Here is a 25,766-nt window from a genome sequence, read left to right as displayed (position 1 = left end):
CTGTGCTTGACTCTTGTGGTTAAAAACAGGACATTTTAAATGGTTTATCGCATAGACATTTTAATTGGTGAATAACAACAAATATAACTCCAAATAGATCTGGTTGCGCTGCTCAAGCAACTTATATTTTTAAAGCACTTCAAACTCAATCCGGCGATTTTTCTTGCGACCTTCAGCTGTTGTGTTGTCTGCTACGGGTTTACTTGCACCTAAACCTTCGGTATTCAACAATTGTGCTGGAATATTTTTTTCGATTAAATAAGCTTTCACTGTTTCTGCACGTTGCTGGCTCAGCACAAGATTTTTATTGGCATCACCCGAACTATCCGTATGTCCAATAATTCGGACTTTTTTGCCTCCCACCTTATTTAAGGCAATTACCATTTCATCCAGAATCTGTGCACCTGAAACAGCCAATACCGCACTGCCAGATTCAAACTCGATAATCCGGTTCTTCAATGCGGCATCAATAATTTGCTGCGAAGCCTGATTAACTGAAAGCTGTGTATTTAAACGATAATTTGCAGGCGTTAAACCCTGAAATTTTGCAGTTGTCTGCTGAAGCTGTTCGGGATTTGATACTTTACCTATCAGCTGAATATCAGCACCTTTTACTGTTAATTTTCCCTGTTTTACCTTTTTCAGGTCTTCATTAATTACATTGCTGACGGTATTTGACCAGCCTGCTGATGCCGTAACCTGACGGATCTGGATGCGATCTACTACATTTTCCTGTCCATAAGTTGTATATAATTTACTCAATATTTCCTGTTTAGTGTTTTCGTTTGGTACAGCACCTTCGATAATGACCGGTTGTGCATATACAGAAAAACTCACTAATAAGTATGATATTGTATTGATTTTTATAAGTTTTTTTAATTTTAAATTCTTGATTTTTATATTCATTTTATATTTCTACAAATGTCTGTTTAAATAATTTGATGCCTCGAGCCAGACTCATCTGACGCTCACTTAAGGACTGTTCCAGTGTTGCCAGGCCTGCATTATTTTCCAGGTATTGATCAATCCAGGTTGCATTGATAAGTGATACCCAATGCTGACTATCCAGATTTTCCGTGAAAATGTCGCTCAAAGCCTGTATGTCTGCACCTTTAAAGCCAAATAACAAGATTGGCTTTTCTTGATGCAATACACCAATCAATAGTTCTGTATGATGATGTTTCACAAACTGACTGATTAAACTGACCCAAAATGCTGCAATTTCATAGCAATAACTGATGTTATGAATGGGTAAAATCAGTACCTTATTCAAACGACTTGTGCCTTGCTGAATAACCGGTTGCAGCAATAATCCCAATCCAATCAGGCTTTGCGACAGCTGATACGCACTAAGATTCATCAGTCTAGCAAAGGAATGAATAGTATGAGGTTCATAAAATATCTGTGCCTCTTCATAGCTGGATACCATAATCTGGTTACTAAGCTTATTCAGTTTATCCAGCAAAATATCGCTATCTCGTATTGAACGCATTACACGATTGCACTGATAAAGCTCAACCAGTGCTGACTTATAACACAAGGGTGAATACACGATATTTTCAAATGGCTGTTCATGCTCAATCAGATGACTGACTACCATGGGAAACTGCCGGCCTGAGCTGTCTTCACTGGAAATCAGATTCGCTACCAGAAATAGCCTTGCCTTCGGATTGGCAATAAAGAAATCCAGCGATGGTAATTGCGCATAGGCCTGTTTGAACTCTGTCTTTTGCATGGCAAATTCCAATGCTTCCGTAATCCATTGATCAATCAGCTGAATCAGCTGATATTGTCCTCGTGACTTGAGAAAATCGCCACGAGCTGGACATTTACCATAATAAAGTGGTGTAGTTTTTAACTCATACATTACTCACCTCCACCATTTTCTTCAGTTTGAGTTGAATCCTCATCATGGTACAGCTGCTCCTGTATTGGCGAATGCCGTAGTCGGACCTGCTTGGCCTGAGCTTTGCTGAGGAGATATAGAAACACTTTGCGCAGCGACGACACGCACCGATTTATTGGAAACTACCTGATCTACCAGTTGCAGGTTGGCATAGTTCGGCTGGCCACCAATTGAATTGCTATTCTGGCCGCTAACCAGCCGGAAGTTTACTTTTACTGAAAGTTCCGGATTCTCCTTGCTCTTCCAGATCATTTCAAAGTTATTGCCTTTTTGGGTACGCTGGGCACTTTCAATCAGGCGGTTAATTCCATATTCACCTGGTTCATCAAAAATGGTGTGGGTCTTCCCTTCCAGATCCACCACGGTAATACGCGCACCCGGAATCGATCCCGGATTTGGCCAGACAAAGTTCACCCATTGTTGTACCCCATTTTCAAAAAGCATACGCTGCCCATCGATATCAAAGGTATAGGCTAAAAGTTTTGGATTTTCCAATGGGTAGAACTGGAAATTGGACTGGTTTACAGCCGGTACTATACGCTGCCCCTGATTCAATTCACCTGTTGCTACGCCATGACTAGGTGCTACATAGGTCTGGAAATTCGCTACAAAAGTTGGATTAAGGCTGATCCCCAGATCCTGCCAGCTTTTTGAAGTTAAGGTATAACCACGACGGATCACCAAAGGATCCAGATGCTCTTTTACAAAACGTGCAATACTGCCACTTTCACCAAAAATCTGATTAATTTCATTAGAAGTAGCTTGTAAATTTGCCTGACTGCTAAATGGATACTTCTGAGCCAGACTCTGGGTAAATGGCTGGTACGACTGCATGGTCCAAAGCTTGTTGATTTCTGCCTGTGCAGGAACAATCAGGCTTTCAAAAGACTGGATTAAGGGTGCAATCAGCAGGTTTTGCAGTAGCTGCTGATCCAGCTCTGTAGTGCCAGCCGACATTTTCTCGGCCACAAATTTATGGGTGGTGTTGAAAATGGAATTCTGCTCATGAATAGTTTGTTTTACTAAGGCCATACTTGCAGGACCAATATCACCAGAGCTTTTCAGGTCATTGAATTGACTGCGGATTTTGGAAATCGAAAGCATGTAGCCATCTAGCAGGGATTGATTCTGCAGATCATCCCGATGACGCGCCATCTGGTAGAATACCTGAAATTCACGTGCAATCACGCCATGGCCTAACTGGTTACTCGCCAGTTGTGCTTGTTTTTCTGCATCACGATTGAGCACTTTACGTTTGAACCAGGCAATAAAGCCTTTTTGTGGCACAGCCAGTTCTGCTTGAACCACCGGATTATCCCAGCTGGTTTCTTTGGCCACATGCTGGATCAACGTCCTGATTGGAGAATTTTCAGGTTCACCCAGGATATCAATCTGTTTGATTTGCTGGTTAAAATCACCTGCCTTGGCATAATGAACCGCATTCAGAAACTTACGCCATTCGGCAATATATTCCTTTTTATACAACTCAGTCAGCTGGCGACGGATCTGTTCAGGACTACCACTAAAGCTTAAGTCATCTGATTGTGTGGTATTCAACACCCAGTCTCGACTATCCGTTGAACTGGTTGCTGCCTGTTCAATCGCTTGCTGCACATAATCTTTCCAAGCCTGATAGGTATAAACTCCTGGCAAAGCATAGCTGCCCAGCATGACATTCTGGTTAGTTTCCCCCAGAATCTGTTTTACCGTAATTGCCGGGAAACGCACCGCAGCACGCATCTTGATTTCGTTATAAACGCGATCACGTGCAGAAACACCGGTGTTAATCGCTGTTAAGATCTGACGGGTCTGATCAACCAGTACCGCATCAGAATTCATCTGAGGGAAACCATTATGTCCTGACAATGTAATGGCATAGCTTAAAATCTGTTCAGCTTTCTGGATCATTTCTCCACGCGGCATTTCACCCCGGTTTTGCTCCAGCCATGTACGCCAGAAACGCGTCATCTGATCACTTAGGTGACTGGAATCCATATATTGAGGATTACTCAACATGAGATAGGTTTTCAGGGCATTGTAGGCATCTTGAGAATTTTGATCAGAAGGTTCTGAAGCAATCTGACGTCCTTGCGCCACATGGGTGATTTTCACCCGGATATGATTTTCTTTTAGAACTGCTTCATTGGCTTTAACCCGTTGCAGGTACTGTGCAATCTGTTGCTGGGTTGGCTGAAGAACCAGATGCTCAATGCCTTTCAGATATTCAGTTTGCAGTTTTTCCCGAATCTGATTACCTTGATACAAACTGAAACTGTATTTCAATGGCCGGTTTTGATCAAATTGATCCAGTTGCTGTAAATGACCTTGTAAAATCAGCAAGCTATCCAGTTGATGAGTGAGTGAAGGATTTGCCTGTACTTGCATCTTTACTACTTTATTAAGATCAGCCTGAACTTCAGCAATCAACTGCTGGTTATTACGGTAGGACCATAGCCATAAACTAAGAACAATTGATATGCTAAGAATCGCTCCTGTGAAGGCCATAAAGCGCTGGCGTTTTTTCGCAGGGTTAATATGCTGACGCACCAAATGCTTATCTTTTAGGATGACCTCAGAAAACAGATTTTTCAGAAAATAACCATGATCCTGAGAAATAGACTGTTTCGGCAGACCAATTTCACTATCATCACTGCGGATCAGATGAAAATCATCAGCGATCTGTTCCGTCATCGGACTTTCAATTACGCCGTCCTGCAAGGCACTGGTAAAGTAAAAGCCTCGGAAAATCGGTTTAAACTGGTAAGGATTTTCCTGAAATAGTGTAGAAATGAAGGTTTTTAGAACCGGTTTTAAGCTCTTAAACTCCAGCGGAAAAGTCATGACACTTGGAGAAATATGCTGTGAATGGCGACGGCTCAGATGTATTGTACTGACACTTTTCAGACCATCGTATAAAATGTTGTAATGTTGCTCGAATAATTCTACCGCCTGCTCGCTAGAATTGGCTGCATACGGTAAGGTTGCCCCCCAGACCTGATCAAATTCCTGTGCATCATAACAGTCAAAGAATTCAGTAAATCCTGCGATCAGGTCCATTTTAGAAAAGACTAGATATACAGGAGCAAAAACTTCCAGACGTTCGGTTAAATCCTGAATACGGGCACGAAGGTTTTTGGCTAATTTTATAGATTTTTCCGGACTTTGGCTGACCAGTTCAGCAATACTGACAATGACAATCAGGCCATTTACAGGTGTCTTAGAACGATTTTTCTTAAGAATGCTCAGGAAACCGAGCCATTCAGAATGATCTTCCGTATAGACTGAATAACGTCCTGCAGTATCCAGCAGAACACCTTCAGTTGAGAAAAACCAGTCACAGTTACGGGTTCCACTTAAGCCAGAAGACACCATTTTCTGGTGATGTTCTTCAAATGGAAAGCGCAGCCCTGAATGATAAATGGCAGAGCTTTTCCCAGCTGCCGGATTGCCAATCACCATATACCAGGGCAACTCATATAGCGCAGCATTGCCCTTACGATCTCCAAGTCTGGACTTGCGGATCAGTTGAATTGACTCCTTCATCTGCTGTTGGATCAGCTGTAACTCTTCCTTATTCTTATGCTTGTACTGTTCAGCTTCAGTGGTACTAGCAATCGCCTCGTAAATTTCTTCACCTTTTTTTGCATGTCGATAATGCTGGATGAATGCATAAATACCCCAGATCACCAGCATCAGGCTATAAACCGCCACCAGAATCCAGAACACACGCTCGGATACGGTATTTTTCATGGAAAAAATCACCACGAAAAATGACAATGCCATAATCGCTTTTGGATTGGTCACATACTGCCAGACATATCCCAAGATCGTATAAAATAATGTATTCACTGTAATCTCTTATATTTCTTTATTATTTTTCAGATTTTTAAAATTTTTCAGGCTGCGTTCTGTTCAAGTTCCTCAACCATACTGACGGGTTGATAGACAAAAAATGTCTGAGGATGCTGTACTGAATAAGCCAATGTAATGACATCTTCATTCATTTGCATACACAGCAATATTCCAAATAGTGCTTTCATCTCTGTTGCACCGCCTAGATAAGCATAACAATACAGGCCGTGATGCAGTTCTATTCCAAATTTACCCAGATACTGTTGAACCTTCTTTGCTGTGCTGATCTGTAAGGGATCATCCAGAAAAAGTATAAATGCAGCTTCCTGCTGTAGCTGATCAGCAAAGTTTGGACTTTTTTTCTTCAAATATTCACTAATATTTTTGACATGCTTAACGAATTTTATTGTTTTTATTTCTGTCAAATCTTCAATGCTTAACTGTAGTGAAGACAGGCATATACTCGCTGCATATTCTCCCGGCAGATATTGTTCCGACTGCCATAACTGCTGTTCCAGCCACTCCTGGTCAATTTCAGACTGTACAGCAATCACCAGACTGACCAGTTCATTTTGCTGCTGAATATCATTGAGCAGGTTCATCCAGAGTGAATAGGCATTGTTATGATCGACATAATGAAACTCGACATGAATCTGGCTCTGCACAATTTCATATTGCTGTTCTAGCTGTTCAATCAGCTTCTGTTGGGTTTCATCTGGCCAGAGATGAATTAAGGTTGCCGGCAGCAGAATATGCAGATTCAATTTATTTAATCGTGCAACCTGTTCAACTGGAATATCCGTTTCTTTCTCTTCATCAAACTGTTCATTGATCCAGCCCGGATGCATACGATATTGATAAGCTGTCTCTGCATCATAGAACATAGCTGACTTTCTAAGATGTGTAGCAATGTGATACAGGCTTTCACTATGTTGCTCCATCTGCTGCTGAATCAGTAAATTTATACGTTGCACTCGCATGCTGTGCAGGGTGTCATTCTCTTCTGCTTCGGGTAATAGCTCGTCCAGACTCCGAATACGATAAGACAGGATGGGCAGTCCATAGTGATTGGCCAAGGTTTCATCCAGTTCCGGGCTTTTAAACGCCTGCAAAGCATCAACAATGTCCTGATTTTCACCAAAGCTGTGGATTGCCGCAGATGAATAGACTTTTAGCGTCAGTTCTTCGACCGGTTTCTCCTTGTTTTTCTCTAGTTCACTTTGCTGTTGCAGATGTTGCTCTTTATTTTTAGCAGCTTCTAACTTTTGTGCTTTCCCTGTCTGATAAGCTTTTAGTGATGTGTAAATCAGCCATGGAGAAAGCAATAACAAGCCAGCACAAACCGGCAGCAGAATAAAGAATTGCAGCATATCCATGCCGGTTGGATCGTATTGCACATCACGCCAGTAGTAGATGACTAGACTACTTGTAATCAGGATCAACGCCAGAATAGTAGAGACAATGACCTTAATCATGCTGCTCTCCCCATCAGGCTATAACAGGTTTCCTGATTATCAGCAGATGCTTGTGGCATCAGAAAAGCGCCCTGTCCTAGCCCTACACTTTCATCACCAAGCCGGATGGGACGGATTTCTTCCTTGTTTAATATCAGCCGCAGATCCACCATCAAGGTCGGGCTGCACCAGGTTGCAATGATCTGTTTGAGTTTTTCGCTCTGCTTTTGTTGCGGAAGAAAGCTTAGATAGTCTTGCCGGTTTAATGGGCCAATTACGATTTCAATTTTTTCATCAATCTGGGTCAGCAATTCACCACAAAAACTATTGATTCCCAATAAAGCGGGAGTAGATCCACCCAAGGAAGATTTTTGAAAATCTTCCAGCTTGAACTGTTCTGGTAAATACTCCCTGATCTTCACCTTATGCTTGAACATGCAACTCAGCATGGTTTTCAGCACATAAGCACTATTATTTTGCCCCTGCATTAAGCCGGAAAATTCAGCAAAATAATCATCCAGATGATTCTGCTGATGCTGTTCACGCACATAGCCATTTAGCGCATGTAAAATTTCCAGATAATAATTGTCCTGTTCAATTTCATAGCGCAGTGGCAAATGATAGTTAACTGAAGCATCAATATATTGCGCGGTGAGTTTATGATTAAACAACCCGAGAAAATGCAGGGTTTCCTCACGCTGTTGACGTGGACTTTGCTTAATACGATAGGTATAGGCATAAGGCAATACTCCCTGTATACCGGTCAAGCCAATCATCGCGCTGGTCAGCTGAATTTTCCGATCTTTCCATTCCAGACATTCAATCTCGGATTTTGCAAAATTCAGGTTCAGTGAACTCGTAAAACTAAATCCCCTCTTCCAGTCCTGTAATTGATTTTGCTCAGGATAATGACGCAACAAACGAGTCGCCTGCACCAGTTCAAAGCGGGTTGGCTGCTGATACAGCTGCTCCACTACAGAAGTTTTTTGCCACCAACGTTCTGCACGCATTGGTATACCTCCTGTTCTGTTGCAGCATCAATTACAACCATTTCCACATAACTGTTCATTTGTACTTTCAGGTTAAAAATATGATTAAGCAATTGGACAAAGACATACAGACTTGATCCGCGAAATGCTTCGTTATTCATCTTGACCTTTGCACTTACACCACGGACAAACAGTGGAAAAGGTTTATGGTCCAATAATTTCTGGCTCAATGAAAAATCAATCGATTGAATTGCTTCAATCATCTGCTGATTTTCTTTGGAAGCTGGCAGGTTATACAGTTCCAGCAATTCCTTAAGATGCGTGACTGCATCGCCTTTCATCAAGGAGAGATTATTCAGGCAAAGATGGGAAATAATACGCCATTGTTCTTTTTGGCTCTGCTTGAATATATAAGGTAAAGATGGGCGCTTTAACAACACTCCACGTCGAGCCAGCTGACTGTCATTTAAGCTGAGTGCATTCTGATCCTTGTTATAGCTTTCATAAGGCAGATCGCGGTTACAGCACAGCAGCCGAGTACTGATAAAATCAGAGAAGGTATTCTGTGGCTCCAGGCTTTTGGAAATTAAAGAAAATTTCAGGTCATTCTTTTGCGTACTGGCAATTTCTGGCTGCAGATGATAGTAAAATTGCGCGCCGTCATGTCGATAATAGCTCATAGCAAAAAAAGGCAAAACTTGTTGAGTAACCTGTTCTTTATCACTCTTTTCACGAATCAGGTTCATCTCGGAGACCGAATACACTTGATAATATTCAGGATGATGCGCATCTGAAATGAGTGGATATTCCAGTCGCTGATGATTGATTTTCTGTGGTTCGGCCTGTTTCTCAAATAGATTAATGACTGGCGTAGTGAACAGCTTGAAATTGGCAAGATCCAGTTCTGAATAATTACGAATCGCGGCCTGATCATTCAGGTTCATTTTAAAGTGAACATGCAGCTCAAAATTTGACGTATCGGGTTCGACCTGATTGAGAAAATCCAGATTCAGGTTCAGGAAACTGAACTTGTCTGGAAAGCAAAAGTATTCAAGTAATAATCGATAGGCATGATGAGTATGCTGATCCACCGGCAGTAAACTCTCCTCCTCAGTAAAACCTAACAATTCAAATGGATTAGGAATTTTAAATTCTTGATCATGTATCTTGATTGAAAATTGGGTTTCAGACTTAAAGATCTGATCCATAACCTGTAAAGGAAAACTTGAAATTGCATCCAGATAAATGGGTAGCTGGTGCTGTTGCAGTAATTTCAGCTGATGATTAAAGATTTCAAAATCCAAAATCAGTGTGGCATTACGGTTTAAGTGAATATGCGCCGAAGGATGAGTTTTGAAATTGACAGCTTTCAATGCAATGGGGAGTAAAGTCACATTCTGCACAGTCCGGTATTCACATTGTACGCCGCGTACACTTTTAGACTTTAAAGATGTATTTTTAGGAATCAGATATGCATTACTTAGCTGTTTGATTTTATTGACATCTTCAAAACTAACAATAGAACATGCTGGAAACGGCTTTAAATACTGGGGAAACATCACCTCAAAAATTGATCGGGTGAAAATTTGATAGCTGTCATTCAGCTTTTTATCAATGCGTGCCGAGATCAGTGAAAATGCCTGAATCAGGCGTTCAATATGCGGATCGTCAATCTGCTCCTGATTTAAGGACAGACGCTGGGCAATTTTAGGATATTTATTGGCAAATTCTCGGGACTGCTGGCTAAATTCCTGCAGCTGTTTTTCGTAATAAGGTAATACTTCTTCAATCGCGCTCATTCTAATTATAATCTTGGCAAAATAACGTATTGTTGTGTGGTCGGCTTCAGTAAAGCATCAAAAACTACAGGTTCATATAAAGGATGGATATTTAAATAGGCATGAATGCTAAGGCAGAGACTACCCATATTGTTTTCATCCAGTAGCATTTCTACCCGTACATGCTTAAGCCGTGGTTCATGTGCTGAAATAGATGCTTCTATTGAGCGACAAATTTTGTCGCGATCCATTGGGTTTGCGGTTGATAAACCGACAAAATCAATAATGCCAAATTGCAGGATGGACTGTTTTACCCAAGCATAGTCATCAATAATATGATCCAGTTTGGCCAGGCGGCTATTTAATAAATCTTCCAGATCTGCCGCCACGGCTTCACGCAATTTCTGAATCGACTGGCCTTGTGTACTGACATCATCTTGTGGCAACAGTCGGTCAAACAAGGTTGGACGGAATCCATAAGGATAAAGCTGATCCAGATTCATGCGTTTCCATCATCCATTTGGAATATTCAAATTTCAGCTAGAGACTTGCATATGCAAGCCTCTAAACACAGAAGAATTAAGCTGCATAAGATGCGGTATTATTCGATAATGACCATTTTTTGGTTATGGCACCTTTCTGTGTTCCGTTAATATCTTGCTGGTTATAAGTCCACTCAACCGCAGCATATTTCAGACCAAATGCTTCAGTCGGTACACCTTCTTCATTCACGCTTGGCGTTACTTGAGAAACCAGCACGTGTTTCAGTTTGATCTGAAGGTATTTGATACGCTTGTCGCCGTTGGCACGATAGAAGTCAATTTGCACTTCATCAAAGGTATAACCAGCAGAGCAGGCTTCCCAAAGTTTGGGGCTGGTTGCATCCAGGTCTTTAACAAAAATCATGTCAGAATGTTCTACACGCTCAGCGGTATGGCCACCAACGCTAGAAGAAGTTGCAGATTTTGGCTGACGAATATTATGTGACCAGGAATTTACTTCTAGCCAGCTTTTATGTTCAGAATCGCGTGATTCACCATCTACTTTATATTTACCGCGAAATTGGACGTATATATCTTTCATTGTTATTTTTAACCTGTTTTATTATAAATAATAGAAAACACAACCGGCTTAGCTGCTCGATTGCGGCAATTCAGTGACCAGCCGCAGGGATACTGACAACTCATCAAGCTGGAAATGTGGTCGCAAGAAGACCACTGATTTGTAGTGACCAGGTTCAGCTGGACTTTCTACAACTTTGATTGACGCTTCACGTAATGGATACTGCGCCTTGGATTCCTGAGAAGCACCGTCATCCAAGAGCACATATTGTGATAACCAGTCATTCAGGAAGGCTTCAACATTACCAGCTGAAGCAAAACTACCGACTTTGTCACGCATCATCGCTTTCAAATAATGCGCAATACGCGAAACTGCCATAATGTATTGGATCTGACTTGATAAAGCTGAGTTGGCATTGGCTGCATCATTGTCATATTTTTTTGGTTTCTGGGTCGATTGCGCACCAAAGAACGCTGCATAATCTGTATTTTTGCAATGCACCAGCGGAATAAAACCCAAGTCGCTGAGTTCTTTTTCACGTCGGTCGGTAATGGCAATTTCAGTTGGACATTTGAATATTACATCACCATCATTGGTCTTGAACGTATGTACAGGTAGGCCTTCTACCACACCACCCCCTTCTACACCACGGATCGCTGCGCACCAGCCATGCATGTCAAATGCATTGGTCAAACGGGTACCGAAGGCATAAGCTGCATTCATCCATAGATATTCGTTATGATCTTCACCAGAAACCTCTTCAACGTAGTTAAACCCTTCAGTTGCAGTACCTTCTTTTGGATGATATGGCAGACGACCCAATACACGTGGCATGGTCAATGCGACATAACGTGCATCATCACTTTCACGGAAGGAACGCCATTGCACATATTCAGCGGTTTCAAAAATCTTGGAAACATCGCGTGGACGATCAATATCAGTAAATGATTCAAGACCAAACATGCTTGGACTAGCTGCCGAAATAAATGGTGCATGTGCTGCTGCTGCCACATGTGAAATCTGTTCCAGTAGAAACATATCTGATGGCGTACGATCAAACTCAAAATCACCAATCAAGGTCGCATAAGGTGCACCACCGAAAGAACCATATTCTTCTTCATAAATCTTTTTAAATAAGGTACTTTGGTCAAAATCAGTCGCACTTTGGAAGTCCTTGATCAATTCCTTTTTAGTGGTATTCAACATCCGGATTTTAATCAAGGAATTGGATGGCGTTTCCTGACAGAAATAATATAAACCACACCAAGTCGATTCAATTTTCTGAAATTGTTTATGATGCATGATTTTGCTGAGTTGGGTTGAAATCAGTGCATCGATTTCGGCAATACGTTTATCCAATGCCAGGATCATGTTGTCAGATACGGTGATTGTCCCTGCCATGACTTCGCGTGCCAGTTCACCAATCAGGCTTTTGGCACGATCATGCTCTTCATCAGTACGCGCGATACGACTACGCTCAACGATAGAGTCAAGTAATGAGTATTCTTCTACATTCGTATTTTCAGCAGTTGCTGCATTTAAATTACTCATTTTCAGCCTCCACACTCATCTTGCGAATCTGATCCGTACTTTTCAGCACTTCATCAAGAAGATCTTCCAGACGTTCATTATTGGAAATTTTGTTGCGTAAATCCGTTAAACGTTCACGTGCCTCAACCAGCCGACGTAATGGTTTAACCTGCTGTACCACCTGTTCTGGCTTAAAGTCACCCATGGAATTGAAAGTCAGATCTACAGACATCTTGCCACCCTCTTCAGTCAGCGTGTTCTCAACCTGAAAGTTGGCACGTGGCGCCAGTGATTCCATGACTTCATCAATATTGTCTAAATCCACATTGATAAATTTCTTGTCTTTTAGTTTGGTTTTTTCCAATTCGGATGCTGCTGAAAAATCTCCAAGTACCCCAACCACAAAAGGTAATTCTTTCACTTCACGTGCATCACCGACTTCTACATCGTAAGTTAATTGAACCCGCGGTGGACGAATCCGCTGTAATTTCTTCTGTACACTTTCACGCTTAGCCATGATGCTGATTCCTATATTATTTTTTATTAATTATTACGAAGTGCGCCAAATGGATTGGAGGTAGGCGGAACATTACGGGTGACGACAGGCTCATTTTTCTTGGCGACAACATTACTGGTAGATGTTTCTTTTGCTTTAGTCGGAGCACTTGGACGTGACTTGGTCGAGCTGGATTTTTTGCTCGAACTTGCCACAGTTTGTTTCTTGGTGCTTGAATTCTTCTCTGCACGTAGAGGCATTACAGTGACGGGTTGAGATAGACGCACATTATCGTTGAAGACTTTGGTAATGGCATAGGTTTCTTCAGTCAGCGGACGAATTTCGGTGCTGCGCATATAATTCACAGCTTTATTTGAAATCGCCACACTAGAAAAGAATGTGATATCTGTTAATTGACGTGTTGTATAATTTTCACGATTTAACTGATCTACAGCTTGAAGTGCCTTCAGATGCAGACCACGATCCAGATAAAGTTGTGCAATATTGGCTTTAATTTCACGCTGCAAATTAAGATCTTTCTGAGTTGGCTTGGCACAAAGCTGTTCATACTGTTGCAGTATTTCTGGATCAGTATCTCCGTTAGCCAATGGATACGCTTTAAGACATGATTTTTTCAGGGTTGCAGCATGCGTCTGCATCAAACTCATCGTGCAGACAGCCATCATCAGCACGAGTATGGAACTCATATTTTTTTTCAAAATAAGCCTCAATTTTTTCTTTTTCTGGTTGTTGATTTTTTTACTTGAAATGATTTTTCTGTATTTATTGTTCAAAAATCATCTTGCGAATTTAACAAAAAATGATCACACTAAGTCAACAACAAAAATTGACTTTTGTAAAATATTTTTTAACAGTCTTTCAAATAATGTTAAAGATTATATGACTTTGATCATTTTATTCTGTTAGAAAATATGCAACAACATGATCAAATAGATCAGTAAAAATGATTGGCTTGCAGTCATTCAAATAAATAATAAGAACAGCACAGTGGTATTTTTTAATTTTTAAAGACATTATGCCTTGCAAGAATAAATAATGAGAAACACATGAATAACCTAAAAATTTTAATTACTAAATTATCTGATCATGCACGCTTATGTCTTGAGAAATCTGCCAACACCTGTATTAACCAGCAAAACCACGAAATCGAAATTGAACATTTTTTCCTGGAATTGCTGTCGCATGAACAGCTAAATGATGTCCAGTTTCTGCTTAAAAATTACAAGCTCTCCAAAGATGCCCTGCTGGATGATCTAAAGGAAAGTTTACTCCAGCTTAACAAAGGAAACTCACGCACCCCTATTTTTGCCAAGTCAATTATCCGTTTACTTGAGCAAGCTTGGCTATTGGCATCTGCTGAAAAAGAACCTGTCATCCGTAGTGGACACCTACTGGTAGCTTTACTGACTGCTTCCGATCTGTATCAGATTGCGATGCGTTCATCCTGTATTTTTGAACTGATTCCGATCGATACAATGAAGCATCAGTTTCTGGCTTTATGTCAGGACAGTATCGAAAATGTGTCAACTCAAACTCATCCTTCTCTGCCAGTAAAAACTCCAAACTCTCAAACTTTACTCAAAAAAACACCAGCACTGGATCAATACACGATCAACCTGACCCATAAAGCTGTTGAAGGAAAAATTGATCCAGTGATTGGGCGTGAATTTGAAATTCGCTTAATGCTGGATATTTTAATGCGCCGTCGTCAGAATAATCCAATTTTGACGGGTGAACCGGGTGTCGGCAAAACTGCGGTGGTTGAGGGTTTGGCACTAAAAATTGCCCAGCAACAGGTACCTGACGCTCTGAAGAATGTGCAATTACATGTGCTGGACATGGGGCTGTTACAGGCCGGTGCCAGTGTCAAAGGTGAATTTGAGAACCGCCTGAAACAGGTGATCCAGGAAGTACAAAGTTCTTCTCATCCAATCATCCTGTTTATTGATGAAGCACACACCTTAATTGGCGCAGGTGGTCAGGCAGGCCAGAATGATGCTGCTAATTTACTCAAACCGGCACTTGCACGGGGGGAATTACGTACTATTGCAGCAACCACCTGGGCAGAATACAAACAGTATTTTGAAAAAGATGCAGCTCTCAGCCGCCGTTTTCAGGTCGTTAAAGTTGAGGAACCGACTGAAGCGGTCGCGATTGACATGCTGCGTGGCATGATTCCGGTGATGGCCCAACACTTTAATTTACAGATTGATGATGAAGCGATTATCGCTGCTGTATATAGTTCACATCGTTATATCAGTGGACGTCAGTTACCAGATAAAGCGATTAGTGTTCTGGATACTGCAGCTGCTCGTGTTGCACTGACTCAAAATGCGCAGCCGGCACAACTCGATCAACTACAAGCACAACTGCATAATCTGGAATTGGAACACAAGCTATTAACCCAGGAAAACCAGAACCTGCCAATTCATCATGCCAGACTAAATGATCTTTCTAAAAAAATCTCAGATCTAAAACAGGATATCCAGTGTCTTAAAGAGCAATGGCAACGTGAATTGCAGATTGTTCAGCAGATCCGGGATATTCAGGCACAAGAACATAATGAAAAATCCAGTCAAAAAATTGCAAAATTACGCTTAGAACTAATTGAAGTACAGCAAAAAAAACCACTGGTCTTTGAACGGGTCAATACCAGCATCATTCATGAAATCATTTCGGATTGGACAGGTATTCCAGTGGGCAAGATGGTCAATGATGAAATCCGGCAAGTATTACAACTTGAAGATCGTCTGGCTCAGCGCGTGATGGGACAGGATTATGCCCTGCAACAACTGGTGCAAGGCATTAAAACGTCTAAAGCCAAATTGGAAGATCCTAACAAACCACAAGGTGTTTTCTTATTAGTGGGACCAAGTGGGGTTGGTAAAACTGAAACTGCCCTCGCCCTCGCCAATGAACTGCACGGGGGCGAATCACATCTAATCACGATTAATATGTCTGAATATCAGGAAGCACATACCGTTTCTTCATTAAAAGGCGCACCGCCAGGTTATGTCGGTTATGGGCAAGGTGGCGTACTGACTGAAGCTGTTCGCCGTAATCCATATAGTGTGGTTCTGCTGGATGAAATTGAAAAAGCACATAGTGATGTGCAGGAACTGTTTTATCAGGTCTTTGATAAAGGCATGCTGGAAGATGGTGAAGGTCGTTTGATTGATTTTAAAAACACTACAATTTTGCTGACTTCAAATGCAGGATCATCTGCGATTATGCAGGTCTGTCTCAATCAGGAACCTGAAAACTGGCCAAGTGCACATGAACTTATTGAACAGATTAAGCCAAGTTTATATAAACAGTTCAAGCCGGCGTTCTTGGGGCGTATGCAGATCGTACCGTACTTCCCGCTGCATGATGATCTGCTGATCAGAATCATTGAACATAAACTTGGCAAAATTATTCAGCGTGTTCAGGCACAATACAAGACAGAAGTTACTTATAGCGATGATCTGCTAGAACTAATCCTAAGCCGTTGTTCAGAAGTTGATAGTGGTGCCCGTAATGTTGACCATATTCTCAATGCCAGCGTATTACCGGCTTTAGCGACTGAAATTTTGATGGCGTTGAGTGAGGAAAAAGTTCCTGAAAAAATTAAGATTGATGTTGAAAATGATGAAATCATTTATCACTTAGATCCACAGCAATTTAAAGCGAAAACTAAACGCATCCGGAAACAGAAAACGGATGCTGTATAAAGCTATATTTTAAAAGATAAAGAATTAAATAAGAAGAACAAGTTTCAGGTGAAGAATGATTCTAGATATTGAACAACTGCTTGCCCCAATCTCTGATCATCAGCCAGGTGGTGAGGATTGCTCGTTTTCAAATGACTTTCATGCCATTAAAAAGGCCAAAACTCAGGATGATCCTCTGTTAGATCAAGGCGACTGGATCTCTGAGCCACGTCAGGCAGACTGGCAGTTTGTGTTGAATAAATCAGTTGAGTTGTTAAGTGATAAAACCAAAGATCTGCGTCTTTATATCTGGTTAGCTGAAGCTTGGGCAAGAACTCACGGATTTGAAGGGGTTGCACGCGGCTTGGAACTGAGCCATCGCAGTATTCAGCAATATTGGCAGGACATGCATCCTTTAATTGAGGATGATGATCTGGATCAGCGCCTGGGTTTGCTACAAGGCTTAATCAACCAGATTCCAGCTTTGATGAAACAGGTTCCCCTGGTCAGTCAGGCGCCGTTTTATCATTTAGGAAATTATGAGGCATTTTTACATCAGAAAAATGTCCGGATACGCCGTAATCAGCAGGATGAAGATGGCGAATCTTCAAGTAGCAACGATGAGCTACAAAAGTTCGAGCAATTGCTACAGGCTACTTCCCACTCTGTAATAATAGAAAACTACCAGCAGGTTTTGGATATTCAACAGCACTGGCACCATCTAAAAACTATTCTGGATAAATTACTGGGTTTGAATGCACCGAGTTTTTCTGCAATTGACGAACAGATTGATTCGATCATTTCCCTAATTAAACGTCTATATAAAGTGGAACAATTAGCGAATCAAAATACTGAAAGCTTAATCTCGCCGACAGACTCAGGAATTCAGCAAGTTTATACAGATACTTCCTCCCCTGTTGTTCAAACTCAATTCCGGTTACAGCCACAAAATCATCTGGCCAATCGGGAACAGGCATTGAAAGTCTTAAATGAAATTGCGGATTATTTCCAGATGCACGAACCGCATAGTCCGGTAAGTTATATGCTGCAAAAAACCATTCGCTGGAGTCAGATGCCACTTCATGAATGGCTGGCACAAGTGATTAAAAATGAAAATCCCCTGGAACAGGTTCAAGAGTTACTAGGTGTACACGATATGAATAATTCCAATAATGAGTGGTAATACTGAATGTTTAAAGCAGAAAAAGTTCTTTGGGGTGAAGGCCTATTTTTAAGACCTCAGCATTTTCAGTTACAGGATGCCTATCACGAACAACGCCTGAACCATATCATTCAGGCGAGCTTGCCTTTTGCCTATGGAATTCAGTCAATTGAATTCGATGAAACCCAGTTAGGCATGAATATACTGGCACTCAGCCGGATTAAAATGGTCTGGCAAGATGGGGAAATTTATCGTGCACCTGAACTGGATCTATTACCTGAACCTATACAGCTTGATACTTTGAATCTGCGTACAGAAATGGCGATTTATCTTGCTTTACCGATGATTCAGGCAAGTAAGCAGAATCTTCATCATCAAGATCATTCTCAATCCAGTCGCTATCATTCCTATTTAAGTTCAACCCATGATCTGTTTACCAATGCGGCTACAGCAGAAATCACCTTGGTACGCCGTCGTGCGGAATTTAAGATTTTTGAAATAAGCCAAGGACCTGAACAGGCTTTGGATGGCTATTTTTATCTTCCGATTGGCACAATGAAACGGCAAAGTTCCGGGAATTTTGTACTGGATCACAAGTTTATTCCCCCCATCCTGCATATCGAAGCATCAGAAAATCTGTTGAATAATCTGAAGCGTACCTTGAATATTATCCGGGCCAAGATCAAAACCATTCAAAACAATAACCGTGAAAATGAACAGAAACTGATTGAATTCCGTTCTGGTGATATTGTGTCTTTCTGGCTGGTGAATGTACTCAATACTGCACATGCAACGTTGAATCACATCTTGCAGTATCCACGTATTCATCCAGAACGGCTGTATTCTGAATTATTACGTCTGACCGGCTCGCTCCTGACTTTTTCAACCGCTTATGCTGTCGATCATTTACCCCAATATCAGCATCATCATTTACAGGAAAGCTTTGGCCAGCTCGACGTGATTTTACGTGAATTGCTGGATACGATTATTTCAAACCGCTATATCAGTATTGCCCTGAAAGAAACCCGTCCATCCTATTGGGTTGGCAGTCTTGAAACAGACAAAATTTCCCGAGATACCCGTTTGTATCTTGCAGTATCGAGTAGTGTCATGCCAGCCCATGATCTGATTGCCTATGTGCCGATCCGTTTCAAGGTTGGCAGTACTGTCGATGTTGAACAACGCGTGATTGCAGCACTGCCAGCTGTACCTGTTCAGCATCTGATTCAAGTGCCGACCGCCATTCCAGTGCGTTCTGGAGTGAGCTATTTTGAAATCGAACCAAATAATGAACTGTATCAACGGATGTTGGAGTCCGAGACCATCTGTGTCTATATCCCAAGTGGATTCCAGGATATTTCAATTGAACTGATTGCTGTGGTAAATGGATAAGAATAATGAATAGTATTAATAATGCGCCATCGCTATTTGATGATGGACAGATTGGTACAGGTTTTCAGACCAATACAAAGATAGATAAGAATCAACACTCAGCAACTACCCATCTGGTCGATCTGTTACATGACGGATTCTATGTAGTTTTCCTGATTCGCAATCAGTATGTACCCTCTAATCCGGAGTCATTCCGCCAGAAAGTGCTAGATATGCTGTCACGTTTTGAAAATCAGGCAAGAAAACTGCAATTTTCTGCAGAAGATATTAATAATGCAAAATATGCATATTGTGCTTTGTTAGATGAGACCATTGTTACTCAACAGGATTCCCGTTTTTTTGATCTGAAAAATTTCTGGATGATGAGCCCGCTACAACTCAGTTTATTTGGATCACAACTGGCTGGTTATCGTTTTTTTGAACACATGGAAAAAATCCGTGATAAAGACAAGGAGTGCCTCGCCGTTCTTGAAGTTTATCATTACTGTTTATTATTAGGTTTTCATGGTAAATACCGAATTGAATCAATGAGCCAGTTGAACAGTCTGATTAGTCGTGTCGGTGATCAAATCGATTACCTCAAAGGGAAAAAGGCATTTTCTCCTTTTGCTGCAATTCCAGACCAGATTAAACATATCATTCACCGTGAATTGCCATTTTTCTGGATTCTGATTTTCTGGCTAGTGTTTGCTCTGGCAAGCTTTATTGGTCTGCACTATGTATTGTCCAAAGACCGTAATGCAGCATTTTCCCAATATCAGAATGTGATTAGTGTTCCTGTAGAACAAGCTCACATTACTATCCATTTACCATAAATATTATACTCACTATGGCAAACAAAAATAATAAACATATTCGTCTTTTACGGTCTATAAAGCCGGTTCCTCATTCTCCTAAATTTTACCTATTGAGCGGATTTGTATTGGGGGTGCTATCAGTAAGCTCTGTTTTACTAGGCTATGGTTATTATCAGAATCATTCGGGATCAAGCCGTACACGAGTTAATGCAGAAAATCATCAAATATCAGACTTAAATCATGCCGCAGAATCTGAGCAAATTATTCCAAAAGCCGCTACGCCGTCGGATCAGGATAATATCCAGAATCCAGAAGATGGTTTTGATCAGCATATTGAAAATATGTTTAAGGTAGCAAAGCCAGAAAGTAATGCAGAATCTAAAAACCATACTTCACCTTTTGAATCTGCGTTTGGTGCCCAAGAGCAAAAACCTTTAATTCAGGCCAATGATAAAAATAAACCACTTAAACCGGAAATTCGGACAATTCAATCTTCAGCAATAAAGACTAAGATAATTAAAGGTTCGCAAAAAAGTTCTTTAAATATAAATGCTGATCGTCTATCGCCAGCACAAACAGAAAAATCTGTTGAGCTAAAAACTACAAATACTTCGTCACAGGAACAGCCCTCAGCAACTACGCTACAGGAAAGTGCTGAAGTAGCACTGTCATAAACAGCATGATCTACTTCATTTTTTTCAGTTTTGTTTTGCTTAGCTTAGGTATGTTGCTGCTGGTTTCTTATGAATTCCGAATCCGGTTGATAAACCTGTGCATGCAAATTTTACCATATAGCAAGAACCGAATTTTGGCAGCCAGACAGGTTGCCTGGGAATTTAATCAGGCAGCATCTTCAGATAAAATCCAGTCACATTGGCATATTCAACAATGGTGGATTTTGCTGGCGGCCTTAGTGTTATTTAGCAGTATTGTAATTTTTACTTTAACCCGCCCCATTACTGCCAGTACTTTTGAAGCAAATTATTTACGTGAAGTTGATCCCCAAATTTATACTTTACTCGATGGTCAGGTGTTAGCACCGCCCCCAGAAGTAGAAGGTCATCTGATTGAAGAAGCCATACAGGGAGAAGTCCATTACTATACCAATGTTGTTTCTGCCCAAGTTATAAATCCACCTGATCCTACTGAAGATGTACATCTGCCTATGATCCATAATCATAGTGATCTCAATATAGTTAACCGGAAATGGAATAAAATTAATCCACGTTATAAACAGCGTTTATTGATGGTCTTCAAAATAATGCGTGAACAGTATGGATATGAACTGGTTTTACTAGAAGGTTATCGCAGTCCGGAACGTCAAAATTCACTTTCTGCAAATCCGAATACCACGCGTGCTAGAGGTTATCAAAGTTATCATCAGTTCGGTTTAGCAGCTGACGTTGCCTTTAAACGTCATGGTAAAGTCATCATCAGCGAACGTGATCCATGGGCAATGCGTGGTTATGAACTGTATGGTCAAGTCGCAGAATCGGTCGGACTCACATGGGGCGGTCGGTGGAAATCGATTAAAGATTATGGTCATACTGAATATCGTATGCCAGGTTTGAAAAAAACCGCTGAAATGGCAAACCAGTTGGTTAATGAAGGTCAGCTACAGGCAGCTGGATACTGACCTTCGATTCAAAGTTTCAAAGTTAACCGTGTTATTTATTATTGTGCATCTAGAAATGCTTGTATATGTTCCAGTACTTGTGCAGGATTTTCAGCATGCAGCCAATGACCTGCATTTTCAATGAGTTCAACTTTGGAATGGGTGAATTGGCGGTCAATCGCAGCGAAATGCTCTGGTTTAGAAATATAAAAAGAGTTACCACCTCTGAGAAAAAGTGCCGGAGTATCAATTGGAGTAATATCTTCCCAAAATAAAATATCCTGATAATGGTTAAAGAGCGCCTGTACATTAAACAGCCACTTCCCTTTGTTAAAAGATTTTAGCAAGAACTGAATTACCATTTCTTCATTCAGATATTCACGCATGATTTTTGTCGCTTCTAACCGGGAACTTAGGTTTGCACGCTCGACAGCAAATAAGGCTTCAAAAATTTCCGCATGATGATTTTCATGATATGGGATTGGAGTTATATCCAGAACCACAAGCTGCTCTACCCGATTACGCGCAATATCAGACAGTTTCATGGCAACTTTGCCGCCCATAGAATGCCCTACCACAACAAATTTGGTGATGTTAAGACTATCTAATGTTTCAAGTACATCTTTTGACATCAAGTGGTAATTATGCTCATCACTATGTCCAGATAAGCCATGGTTGCGCAGATCTAACTGAATGACGGTACGCTGGCTTGAAAAATGTCGCGCCAGCATTCCTAAATTACTCAAGCTGCCGAATAAACCATGAATGAAGACCATTGGTACAAGTGTTGAGTTATCATGACTGGTGATTTGGTAGTTGAGGATCATTTGAGAATTCCGTGATTTCATAGATGATGTGGTGATATTGGAATTTTATTGGGAATTAATCAATTGCTAAATTTTAAAATATGCTTAGGCTATTTATATGCAATAATTTTTGCTTAGGCTAAATAGGTGAAACTGGTACAATTTTTTAAAATCAGAGAGGTCTAAAAACTAGCTGTTATTATTCAAATAAGCTCAGGTAGCTTTAAAATTTTTAATTTTCTGACTATCACTTATTTACTCATTCATAATCAAAAACTGGATATGCATAATAAGCCACACTACATTTACAAGTCATATTTCGGGTGTATAAGCAGTCAGGTGGAATTTACTACCTAGCTTCTTACAAATTGGCTAAGCAGAAAATACTATTATTAAGTTTCCTCCCCTTTTCTTTTCATAGCTATTAACATTTATAATTCGCTTAGGCTATTTTACAAACTTTTAAAGATATTTGAATTATTAAATATGAGCTGCGTGCAGCAACTAGCCTAGCTCGGATGAAAATCATTTCTTATCAAATACTATTTAGTATTTCTAGGAAGTTTTTAGAAAAATAATTGCCATTACTTAAATATTCTAATTAATGAGATAATATCAGTGGATATATCCCCGAGATATAAGGTAATTCTATCAAATATATTTTAAATTAACTTAATAGTTTTATTGAAAATATATTAATAATGAACTTTTCGTATTTATAAAAGCCCGGTTATTCAAATTAGAATCATTTGCTTTATTTATATTTTCCAGCGAAAAACGTTCGAGAAAGAGAAGTGTTTTATAACCTATTCTACTTCCCTATTTTTACAAAATACACTCGCCGTCATTCCAGATTTAGTCAAACTTTGATCCTGCCGCTCCAGAAAGTTTCTGGCAATCATTGCCATCGTAGGTGCCATACTCAGATCACTATTTTCTTCGGACACCTTTTGAATATCCTCATAGGCTTTCAATCGATTACAGAAAGCCTGGCGTTGAGTTTGAGCATCTGCCTTTTGATCATCTTCATCTAAAATATGCTTGGTTTCATTCACGATTTTAGTCTGTACTGAAATAAACTGGTCGTAGGCACTTTGTGAAAGTGGCTCTGCAAAGAGCATACTATTTAGCCCTAATAGCAATCCAGCACAAATGAAAGATGATTTTTTTAGCATTTAGATTTCTTCTTTCCAGACATCTTCATAATCATCGGCATCGATCATGAAACGAAAACCTGTTTCCAGAGCCAGATACGGCAATACTTCTGGTGCAATATCCTGTAATTCACGTACGGTCATGGTTTCAAAAGCATCTTCACTTGAAGGTTCTCCCCCGTAAATATACCAGCTGATATTTTCAGCCGACTCAGGCTTTTTACGAATGCCGACAATTGGATCCTGTTTCAAGGTATGTACGGCCACGGCAACCACATCATCACCACTCACTGCAACATAAGCCGAACCAACTTCTTCACAGAGCAGTTTTTGTTCTGCGATCAGTTCTTGTAAAGGTGACAGGTTTTGCGTGTTTTTCGACATTCGGTTGTACTCATTAATTTTTTACATTAGCGCGCTATTTTAACTTAATTTTAATGAGGCTCATGAGAATTTCATCGAAATCTAAAAAATATCTACCCTTACACTGGTTAAGGGCAGATATGAATAAAGTTATTTAAAAACTTTAAAACGCTCTTCATCCGCAAGATAATCTTTGGCACGCGGCTCACCCTCTATCGAACCAAATACCAGCTGTGCACGAAGTTTCCAGTTTGATGGAATGCTCCATTCCGCATGAACCTGCTCATCTACGATCGGATTGTAATGCTGCAATGATGCGCCCAACCCTTCTGTATGCAATGCTGTCCACGTTGCAAATTGTGCGATTGCAGTCGAATGTTCCGCCCAGATTGGGAAGTTGTCTGCATAAGATGGGAACTGTTCCTGCAAACCTTTCACTACGTTGTGATCTTCAAAAAATAGGACTGTACCTACCCCTGCTGCAAAACTGGCCATCTTTGCTGTGGTCTTTGCAGCACTCTCTTCGTCTTTGGCATAGCTTTTTAATTTGTCTGCAACAAAGCCCCAGAACTTCTCATGTTCTGAATTGAATAAAATGACGGCGCGTGAAGATTGAGAATTGAAAGAAGATGGGCTTTGTTTTATCGCAGTCTGAATCAGATCAGTTAAATATTCAGGAGATTGTTCAACATTCTTGGCAATAGCATAAATAGTACGGCGCTTAGTAATTAAATCTAAAAACTGGTTCGACATTTTTCAAAATCCTGGGATATATCTTCGGGAAAATTTGAACCTTCAGCTATTTTTGTGAAGGATAACTAATTAATGAGGCTTTAACCTTATAATAAGCTAAAGCACCTATACCTTAAAAAATAATTGACTTAATTACTAGGCTATTTATTTGATATTTTTATATATTTTTTAGCTAAAAATGATCATTTTCATCTATTTTTTGAACAATCGTTAAAACATATGCACTGTTAAAGGGCCAGATGATAAACCATGATCTAGCATGCGCTATTACTGAGCAAAATTAAGATATTTATTTATAAAATCTCTATAGCTTAGGCTATTTTGCTAGACAAGGAATTATGAAAAAATTCTCATATTTCAGATAAAATTAATCCCTCAAAATTGAGGGATTAATTTTATAAATAAAAGCTAAACACCTGGTTTAAAACTTTGCATTCAAAACCTGAGCAGATACTTTGTTTTTCCAAAGATCGCGTAAAATCGGTAAATAGAATTTTTCACCGAGCTCAACCAGCTCTGCATCAATTAAAGCATGCATCTCATGCATAAAAAGATAATCCAATTCAACTGTGCTGAGCTTGGTTTGCTGCTTTTGATAATCTTTGCGTTTCTGTTGGGCTTGTTTAACTAAACGATCCGCAAATGCTTTATCTTTAAACTGCATAATCGCTTTCAAACGTAATTCGATGATGCCCCAACCGGTTAAAAACATCTGGAAGGTTTCAAAATCATCGCTGGTCGATTCCCAAGACATTTCTTCCAGATTTTCATTATCTGGCAGTACAGGTAAAAGAAGCTCCATAACACTTGGAAAAATCTTTTTGAAATTCAGAATAAATTTAACAGGATGCTCACCTGGATAATCCTTGAATTGCACCTTTTTTTGAACATCCGTTAAATAAATATCAAACATAAAACAATCATCAGTGGGTAATCTTATCTAG

General features: G+C 40.3%; 22 protein-coding genes. 6 read left to right on the top strand and 16 right to left on the bottom strand.

What is annotated here, in order from left to right; translation table 11 throughout:
* Window positions 1–129: 129 nt before the first annotated feature.
* The 11 genes from VXP95_RS13265 to VXP95_RS13215 all read right to left on the bottom strand — a co-directional run bounded on the left by VXP95_RS13265 (window position 130) and on the right by VXP95_RS13215 (window position 13,774).
* Window positions 130–906 (bottom strand): OmpA family protein, encoded by a 777-nt coding sequence (locus VXP95_RS13265; protein ID WP_416712198.1) that lies wholly within the window; start codon window positions 904–906, stop codon window positions 130–132.
* Window position 907: 1 nt separating this feature from the next.
* Entirely contained in the window at window positions 908–1,867 is a 960-nt protein-coding gene (tagF, locus tag VXP95_RS13260) for a type VI secretion system-associated protein TagF (protein WP_064102156.1), read from the bottom strand.
* 42 nt (window positions 1,868–1,909) lie between these two features.
* Window positions 1,910–5,755 carry a type VI secretion system membrane subunit TssM gene (tssM, locus tag VXP95_RS13255; protein ID WP_416712197.1) on the bottom strand — a complete coding sequence of 1,282 codons (3,846 nt, stop codon included), beginning with the start codon at window positions 5,753–5,755 and terminating at the stop codon, window positions 1,910–1,912.
* Window positions 5,756–5,802: 47 nt separating this feature from the next.
* The gene (locus tag VXP95_RS13250; RefSeq protein WP_416712196.1) at window positions 5,803–7,233 is read right to left on the bottom strand and encodes a hypothetical protein; all 1,431 of its coding nucleotides are present in this window, start codon (window positions 7,231–7,233) and stop codon (window positions 5,803–5,805) included.
* Complete coding sequence (gene tssG, locus VXP95_RS13245) at window positions 7,230–8,222, bottom strand: type VI secretion system baseplate subunit TssG (RefSeq protein WP_416712195.1); 993 nt, start codon at window positions 8,220–8,222, stop codon at window positions 7,230–7,232. Before tssG ends, VXP95_RS13250 begins: the two co-directional genes overlap by 4 nt.
* Window positions 8,186–10,000, bottom strand: a complete 1,815-nt coding sequence (gene tssF, locus VXP95_RS13240; RefSeq protein ID WP_064096153.1) for a type VI secretion system baseplate subunit TssF — start codon at window positions 9,998–10,000, stop codon at window positions 8,186–8,188. Before tssF ends, tssG begins: the two co-directional genes overlap by 37 nt.
* Window positions 10,001–10,005: 5 nt before the next feature.
* Window positions 10,006–10,482, bottom strand: a complete 477-nt coding sequence (tssE, locus tag VXP95_RS13235) for a type VI secretion system baseplate subunit TssE (RefSeq protein ID WP_064096152.1) — start codon at window positions 10,480–10,482, stop codon at window positions 10,006–10,008.
* 76 nt (window positions 10,483–10,558) lie between these two features.
* Window positions 10,559–11,062, bottom strand: a complete 504-nt coding sequence (locus tag VXP95_RS13230) for an Hcp family type VI secretion system effector (protein ID WP_064096151.1) — start codon at window positions 11,060–11,062, stop codon at window positions 10,559–10,561.
* A gap of 48 nt (window positions 11,063–11,110) precedes the next feature.
* Complete coding sequence (gene tssC, locus VXP95_RS13225) at window positions 11,111–12,592, bottom strand: type VI secretion system contractile sheath large subunit (RefSeq protein WP_416712194.1); 1,482 nt, start codon at window positions 12,590–12,592, stop codon at window positions 11,111–11,113.
* The gene (tssB, locus tag VXP95_RS13220; RefSeq protein ID WP_064102153.1) at window positions 12,585–13,088 is read right to left on the bottom strand and encodes a type VI secretion system contractile sheath small subunit; all 504 of its coding nucleotides are present in this window, start codon (window positions 13,086–13,088) and stop codon (window positions 12,585–12,587) included. Before tssB ends, tssC begins: the two co-directional genes overlap by 8 nt.
* A 26-nt stretch (window positions 13,089–13,114) precedes the next feature.
* Window positions 13,115–13,774 carry a hypothetical protein gene (locus VXP95_RS13215; RefSeq protein WP_227509962.1) on the bottom strand — a complete coding sequence of 220 codons (660 nt, stop codon included), beginning with the start codon at window positions 13,772–13,774 and terminating at the stop codon, window positions 13,115–13,117.
* Window positions 13,775–14,134: 360 nt separating this feature from the next.
* On the opposite strand from VXP95_RS13215, the gene tssH reads away from it, so the two are divergent.
* From tssH to VXP95_RS13185, 6 genes are read left to right on the top strand one after another with little or no spacing between them, the layout of a single operon-like run.
* Window positions 14,135–16,801 carry a type VI secretion system ATPase TssH gene (gene tssH / locus VXP95_RS13210; RefSeq protein ID WP_416712193.1) on the top strand — a complete coding sequence of 889 codons (2,667 nt, stop codon included), beginning with the start codon at window positions 14,135–14,137 and terminating at the stop codon, window positions 16,799–16,801.
* 55 nt (window positions 16,802–16,856) lie between these two features.
* Window positions 16,857–17,963, top strand: a complete 1,107-nt coding sequence (tssA, locus tag VXP95_RS13205) for a type VI secretion system protein TssA (RefSeq protein ID WP_416712192.1) — start codon at window positions 16,857–16,859, stop codon at window positions 17,961–17,963.
* A 6-nt stretch (window positions 17,964–17,969) separates the two neighbouring features.
* A complete protein-coding gene (gene tssK, locus VXP95_RS13200; protein ID WP_416712191.1) occupies window positions 17,970–19,334 on the top strand; it encodes a type VI secretion system baseplate subunit TssK in 1,365 nt (454 codons plus the stop codon).
* Between the two features lie 5 nt (window positions 19,335–19,339).
* Window positions 19,340–20,149: a type IVB secretion system protein IcmH/DotU gene (gene icmH / locus VXP95_RS13195; protein WP_416712190.1), complete on the top strand. Its 810-nt coding sequence runs from the start codon at window positions 19,340–19,342 to the stop codon at window positions 20,147–20,149.
* A gap of 14 nt (window positions 20,150–20,163) precedes the next feature.
* Window positions 20,164–20,805 carry a hypothetical protein gene (locus VXP95_RS13190; protein ID WP_416712189.1) on the top strand — a complete coding sequence of 214 codons (642 nt, stop codon included), beginning with the start codon at window positions 20,164–20,166 and terminating at the stop codon, window positions 20,803–20,805.
* A 5-nt stretch (window positions 20,806–20,810) separates the two neighbouring features.
* Window positions 20,811–21,767: a M15 family metallopeptidase gene (locus VXP95_RS13185; protein ID WP_064096141.1), complete on the top strand. Its 957-nt coding sequence runs from the start codon at window positions 20,811–20,813 to the stop codon at window positions 21,765–21,767.
* A 38-nt stretch (window positions 21,768–21,805) separates the two neighbouring features.
* On the opposite strand, the gene VXP95_RS13180 is transcribed toward VXP95_RS13185, so the two are convergent.
* From VXP95_RS13180 to VXP95_RS13160, 5 genes are all read right to left on the bottom strand, one after another.
* Window positions 21,806–22,573 (bottom strand): alpha/beta fold hydrolase, encoded by a 768-nt coding sequence (locus tag VXP95_RS13180; RefSeq protein ID WP_064096140.1) that lies wholly within the window; start codon window positions 22,571–22,573, stop codon window positions 21,806–21,808.
* Between the two features lie 785 nt (window positions 22,574–23,358).
* Entirely contained in the window at window positions 23,359–23,727 is a 369-nt protein-coding gene (locus VXP95_RS13175; protein ID WP_064096139.1) for a hypothetical protein, read from the bottom strand.
* Complete coding sequence (locus VXP95_RS13170) at window positions 23,728–24,090, bottom strand: hypothetical protein (RefSeq protein WP_064096138.1); 363 nt, start codon at window positions 24,088–24,090, stop codon at window positions 23,728–23,730.
* Window positions 24,091–24,219: 129 nt separating this feature from the next.
* Complete coding sequence (locus VXP95_RS13165; RefSeq protein WP_064096137.1) at window positions 24,220–24,822, bottom strand: nitroreductase family protein; 603 nt, start codon at window positions 24,820–24,822, stop codon at window positions 24,220–24,222.
* A 421-nt stretch (window positions 24,823–25,243) separates the two neighbouring features.
* On the bottom strand, window positions 25,244–25,735 hold the full coding sequence (locus VXP95_RS13160) for a hypothetical protein (RefSeq protein WP_416712188.1): 492 nt from the start codon (window positions 25,733–25,735) through the stop codon (window positions 25,244–25,246).
* Window positions 25,736–25,766 lie beyond the last annotated feature (31 nt).

Origin of the sequence: Acinetobacter sp. 226, assembly GCF_048147925.1 — a bacterium.
GTDB classification, from domain to species: Bacteria; Pseudomonadota; Gammaproteobacteria; order Pseudomonadales; family Moraxellaceae; genus Acinetobacter; species Acinetobacter pecorum.
Note: the sequence above shows the minus strand (reverse complement) of the source record. Positions and strands in the feature narration are given on the sequence as shown.

Excerpts from the sequence above, each read along its gene's own strand:
- VXP95_RS13265 (WP_416712198.1), bottom strand. The coding sequence starts at position 906 with ATGAATATAAAAATCAAGAATTTAAAATTAAAAAAACTTATAAAAATC.
- tagF (WP_064102156.1), bottom strand. The coding sequence starts at position 1,867 with ATGTATGAGTTAAAAACTACACCACTTTATTATGGTAAATGTCCAGCT.
- VXP95_RS13250 (WP_416712196.1), bottom strand. The coding sequence starts at position 7,233 with ATGATTAAGGTCATTGTCTCTACTATTCTGGCGTTGATCCTGATTACA.
- tssG (WP_416712195.1), bottom strand. The coding sequence starts at position 8,222 with ATGCGTGCAGAACGTTGGTGGCAAAAAACTTCTGTAGTGGAGCAGCTG.
- tssF (WP_064096153.1), bottom strand. The coding sequence starts at position 10,000 with ATGAGCGCGATTGAAGAAGTATTACCTTATTACGAAAAACAGCTGCAG.
- tssE (WP_064096152.1), bottom strand. The coding sequence starts at position 10,482 with ATGAATCTGGATCAGCTTTATCCTTATGGATTCCGTCCAACCTTGTTT.
- VXP95_RS13230 (WP_064096151.1), bottom strand. The coding sequence starts at position 11,062 with ATGAAAGATATATACGTCCAATTTCGCGGTAAATATAAAGTAGATGGT.
- tssC (WP_416712194.1), bottom strand. The coding sequence starts at position 12,592 with ATGAGTAATTTAAATGCAGCAACTGCTGAAAATACGAATGTAGAAGAA.
- tssB (WP_064102153.1), bottom strand. The coding sequence starts at position 13,088 with ATGGCTAAGCGTGAAAGTGTACAGAAGAAATTACAGCGGATTCGTCCA.
- VXP95_RS13215 (WP_227509962.1), bottom strand. The coding sequence starts at position 13,774 with ATGAGTTCCATACTCGTGCTGATGATGGCTGTCTGCACGATGAGTTTG.
- tssH (WP_416712193.1), top strand. The coding sequence starts at position 14,135 with ATGAATAACCTAAAAATTTTAATTACTAAATTATCTGATCATGCACGC.
- tssA (WP_416712192.1), top strand. The coding sequence starts at position 16,857 with ATGATTCTAGATATTGAACAACTGCTTGCCCCAATCTCTGATCATCAG.
- tssK (WP_416712191.1), top strand. The coding sequence starts at position 17,970 with ATGTTTAAAGCAGAAAAAGTTCTTTGGGGTGAAGGCCTATTTTTAAGA.
- icmH (WP_416712190.1), top strand. The coding sequence starts at position 19,340 with ATGAATAGTATTAATAATGCGCCATCGCTATTTGATGATGGACAGATT.
- VXP95_RS13190 (WP_416712189.1), top strand. The coding sequence starts at position 20,164 with ATGGCAAACAAAAATAATAAACATATTCGTCTTTTACGGTCTATAAAG.
- VXP95_RS13185 (WP_064096141.1), top strand. The coding sequence starts at position 20,811 with ATGATCTACTTCATTTTTTTCAGTTTTGTTTTGCTTAGCTTAGGTATG.
- VXP95_RS13180 (WP_064096140.1), bottom strand. The coding sequence starts at position 22,573 with ATGATCCTCAACTACCAAATCACCAGTCATGATAACTCAACACTTGTA.
- VXP95_RS13175 (WP_064096139.1), bottom strand. The coding sequence starts at position 23,727 with ATGCTAAAAAAATCATCTTTCATTTGTGCTGGATTGCTATTAGGGCTA.
- VXP95_RS13170 (WP_064096138.1), bottom strand. The coding sequence starts at position 24,090 with ATGTCGAAAAACACGCAAAACCTGTCACCTTTACAAGAACTGATCGCA.
- VXP95_RS13165 (WP_064096137.1), bottom strand. The coding sequence starts at position 24,822 with ATGTCGAACCAGTTTTTAGATTTAATTACTAAGCGCCGTACTATTTAT.
- VXP95_RS13160 (WP_416712188.1), bottom strand. The coding sequence starts at position 25,735 with ATGTTTGATATTTATTTAACGGATGTTCAAAAAAAGGTGCAATTCAAG.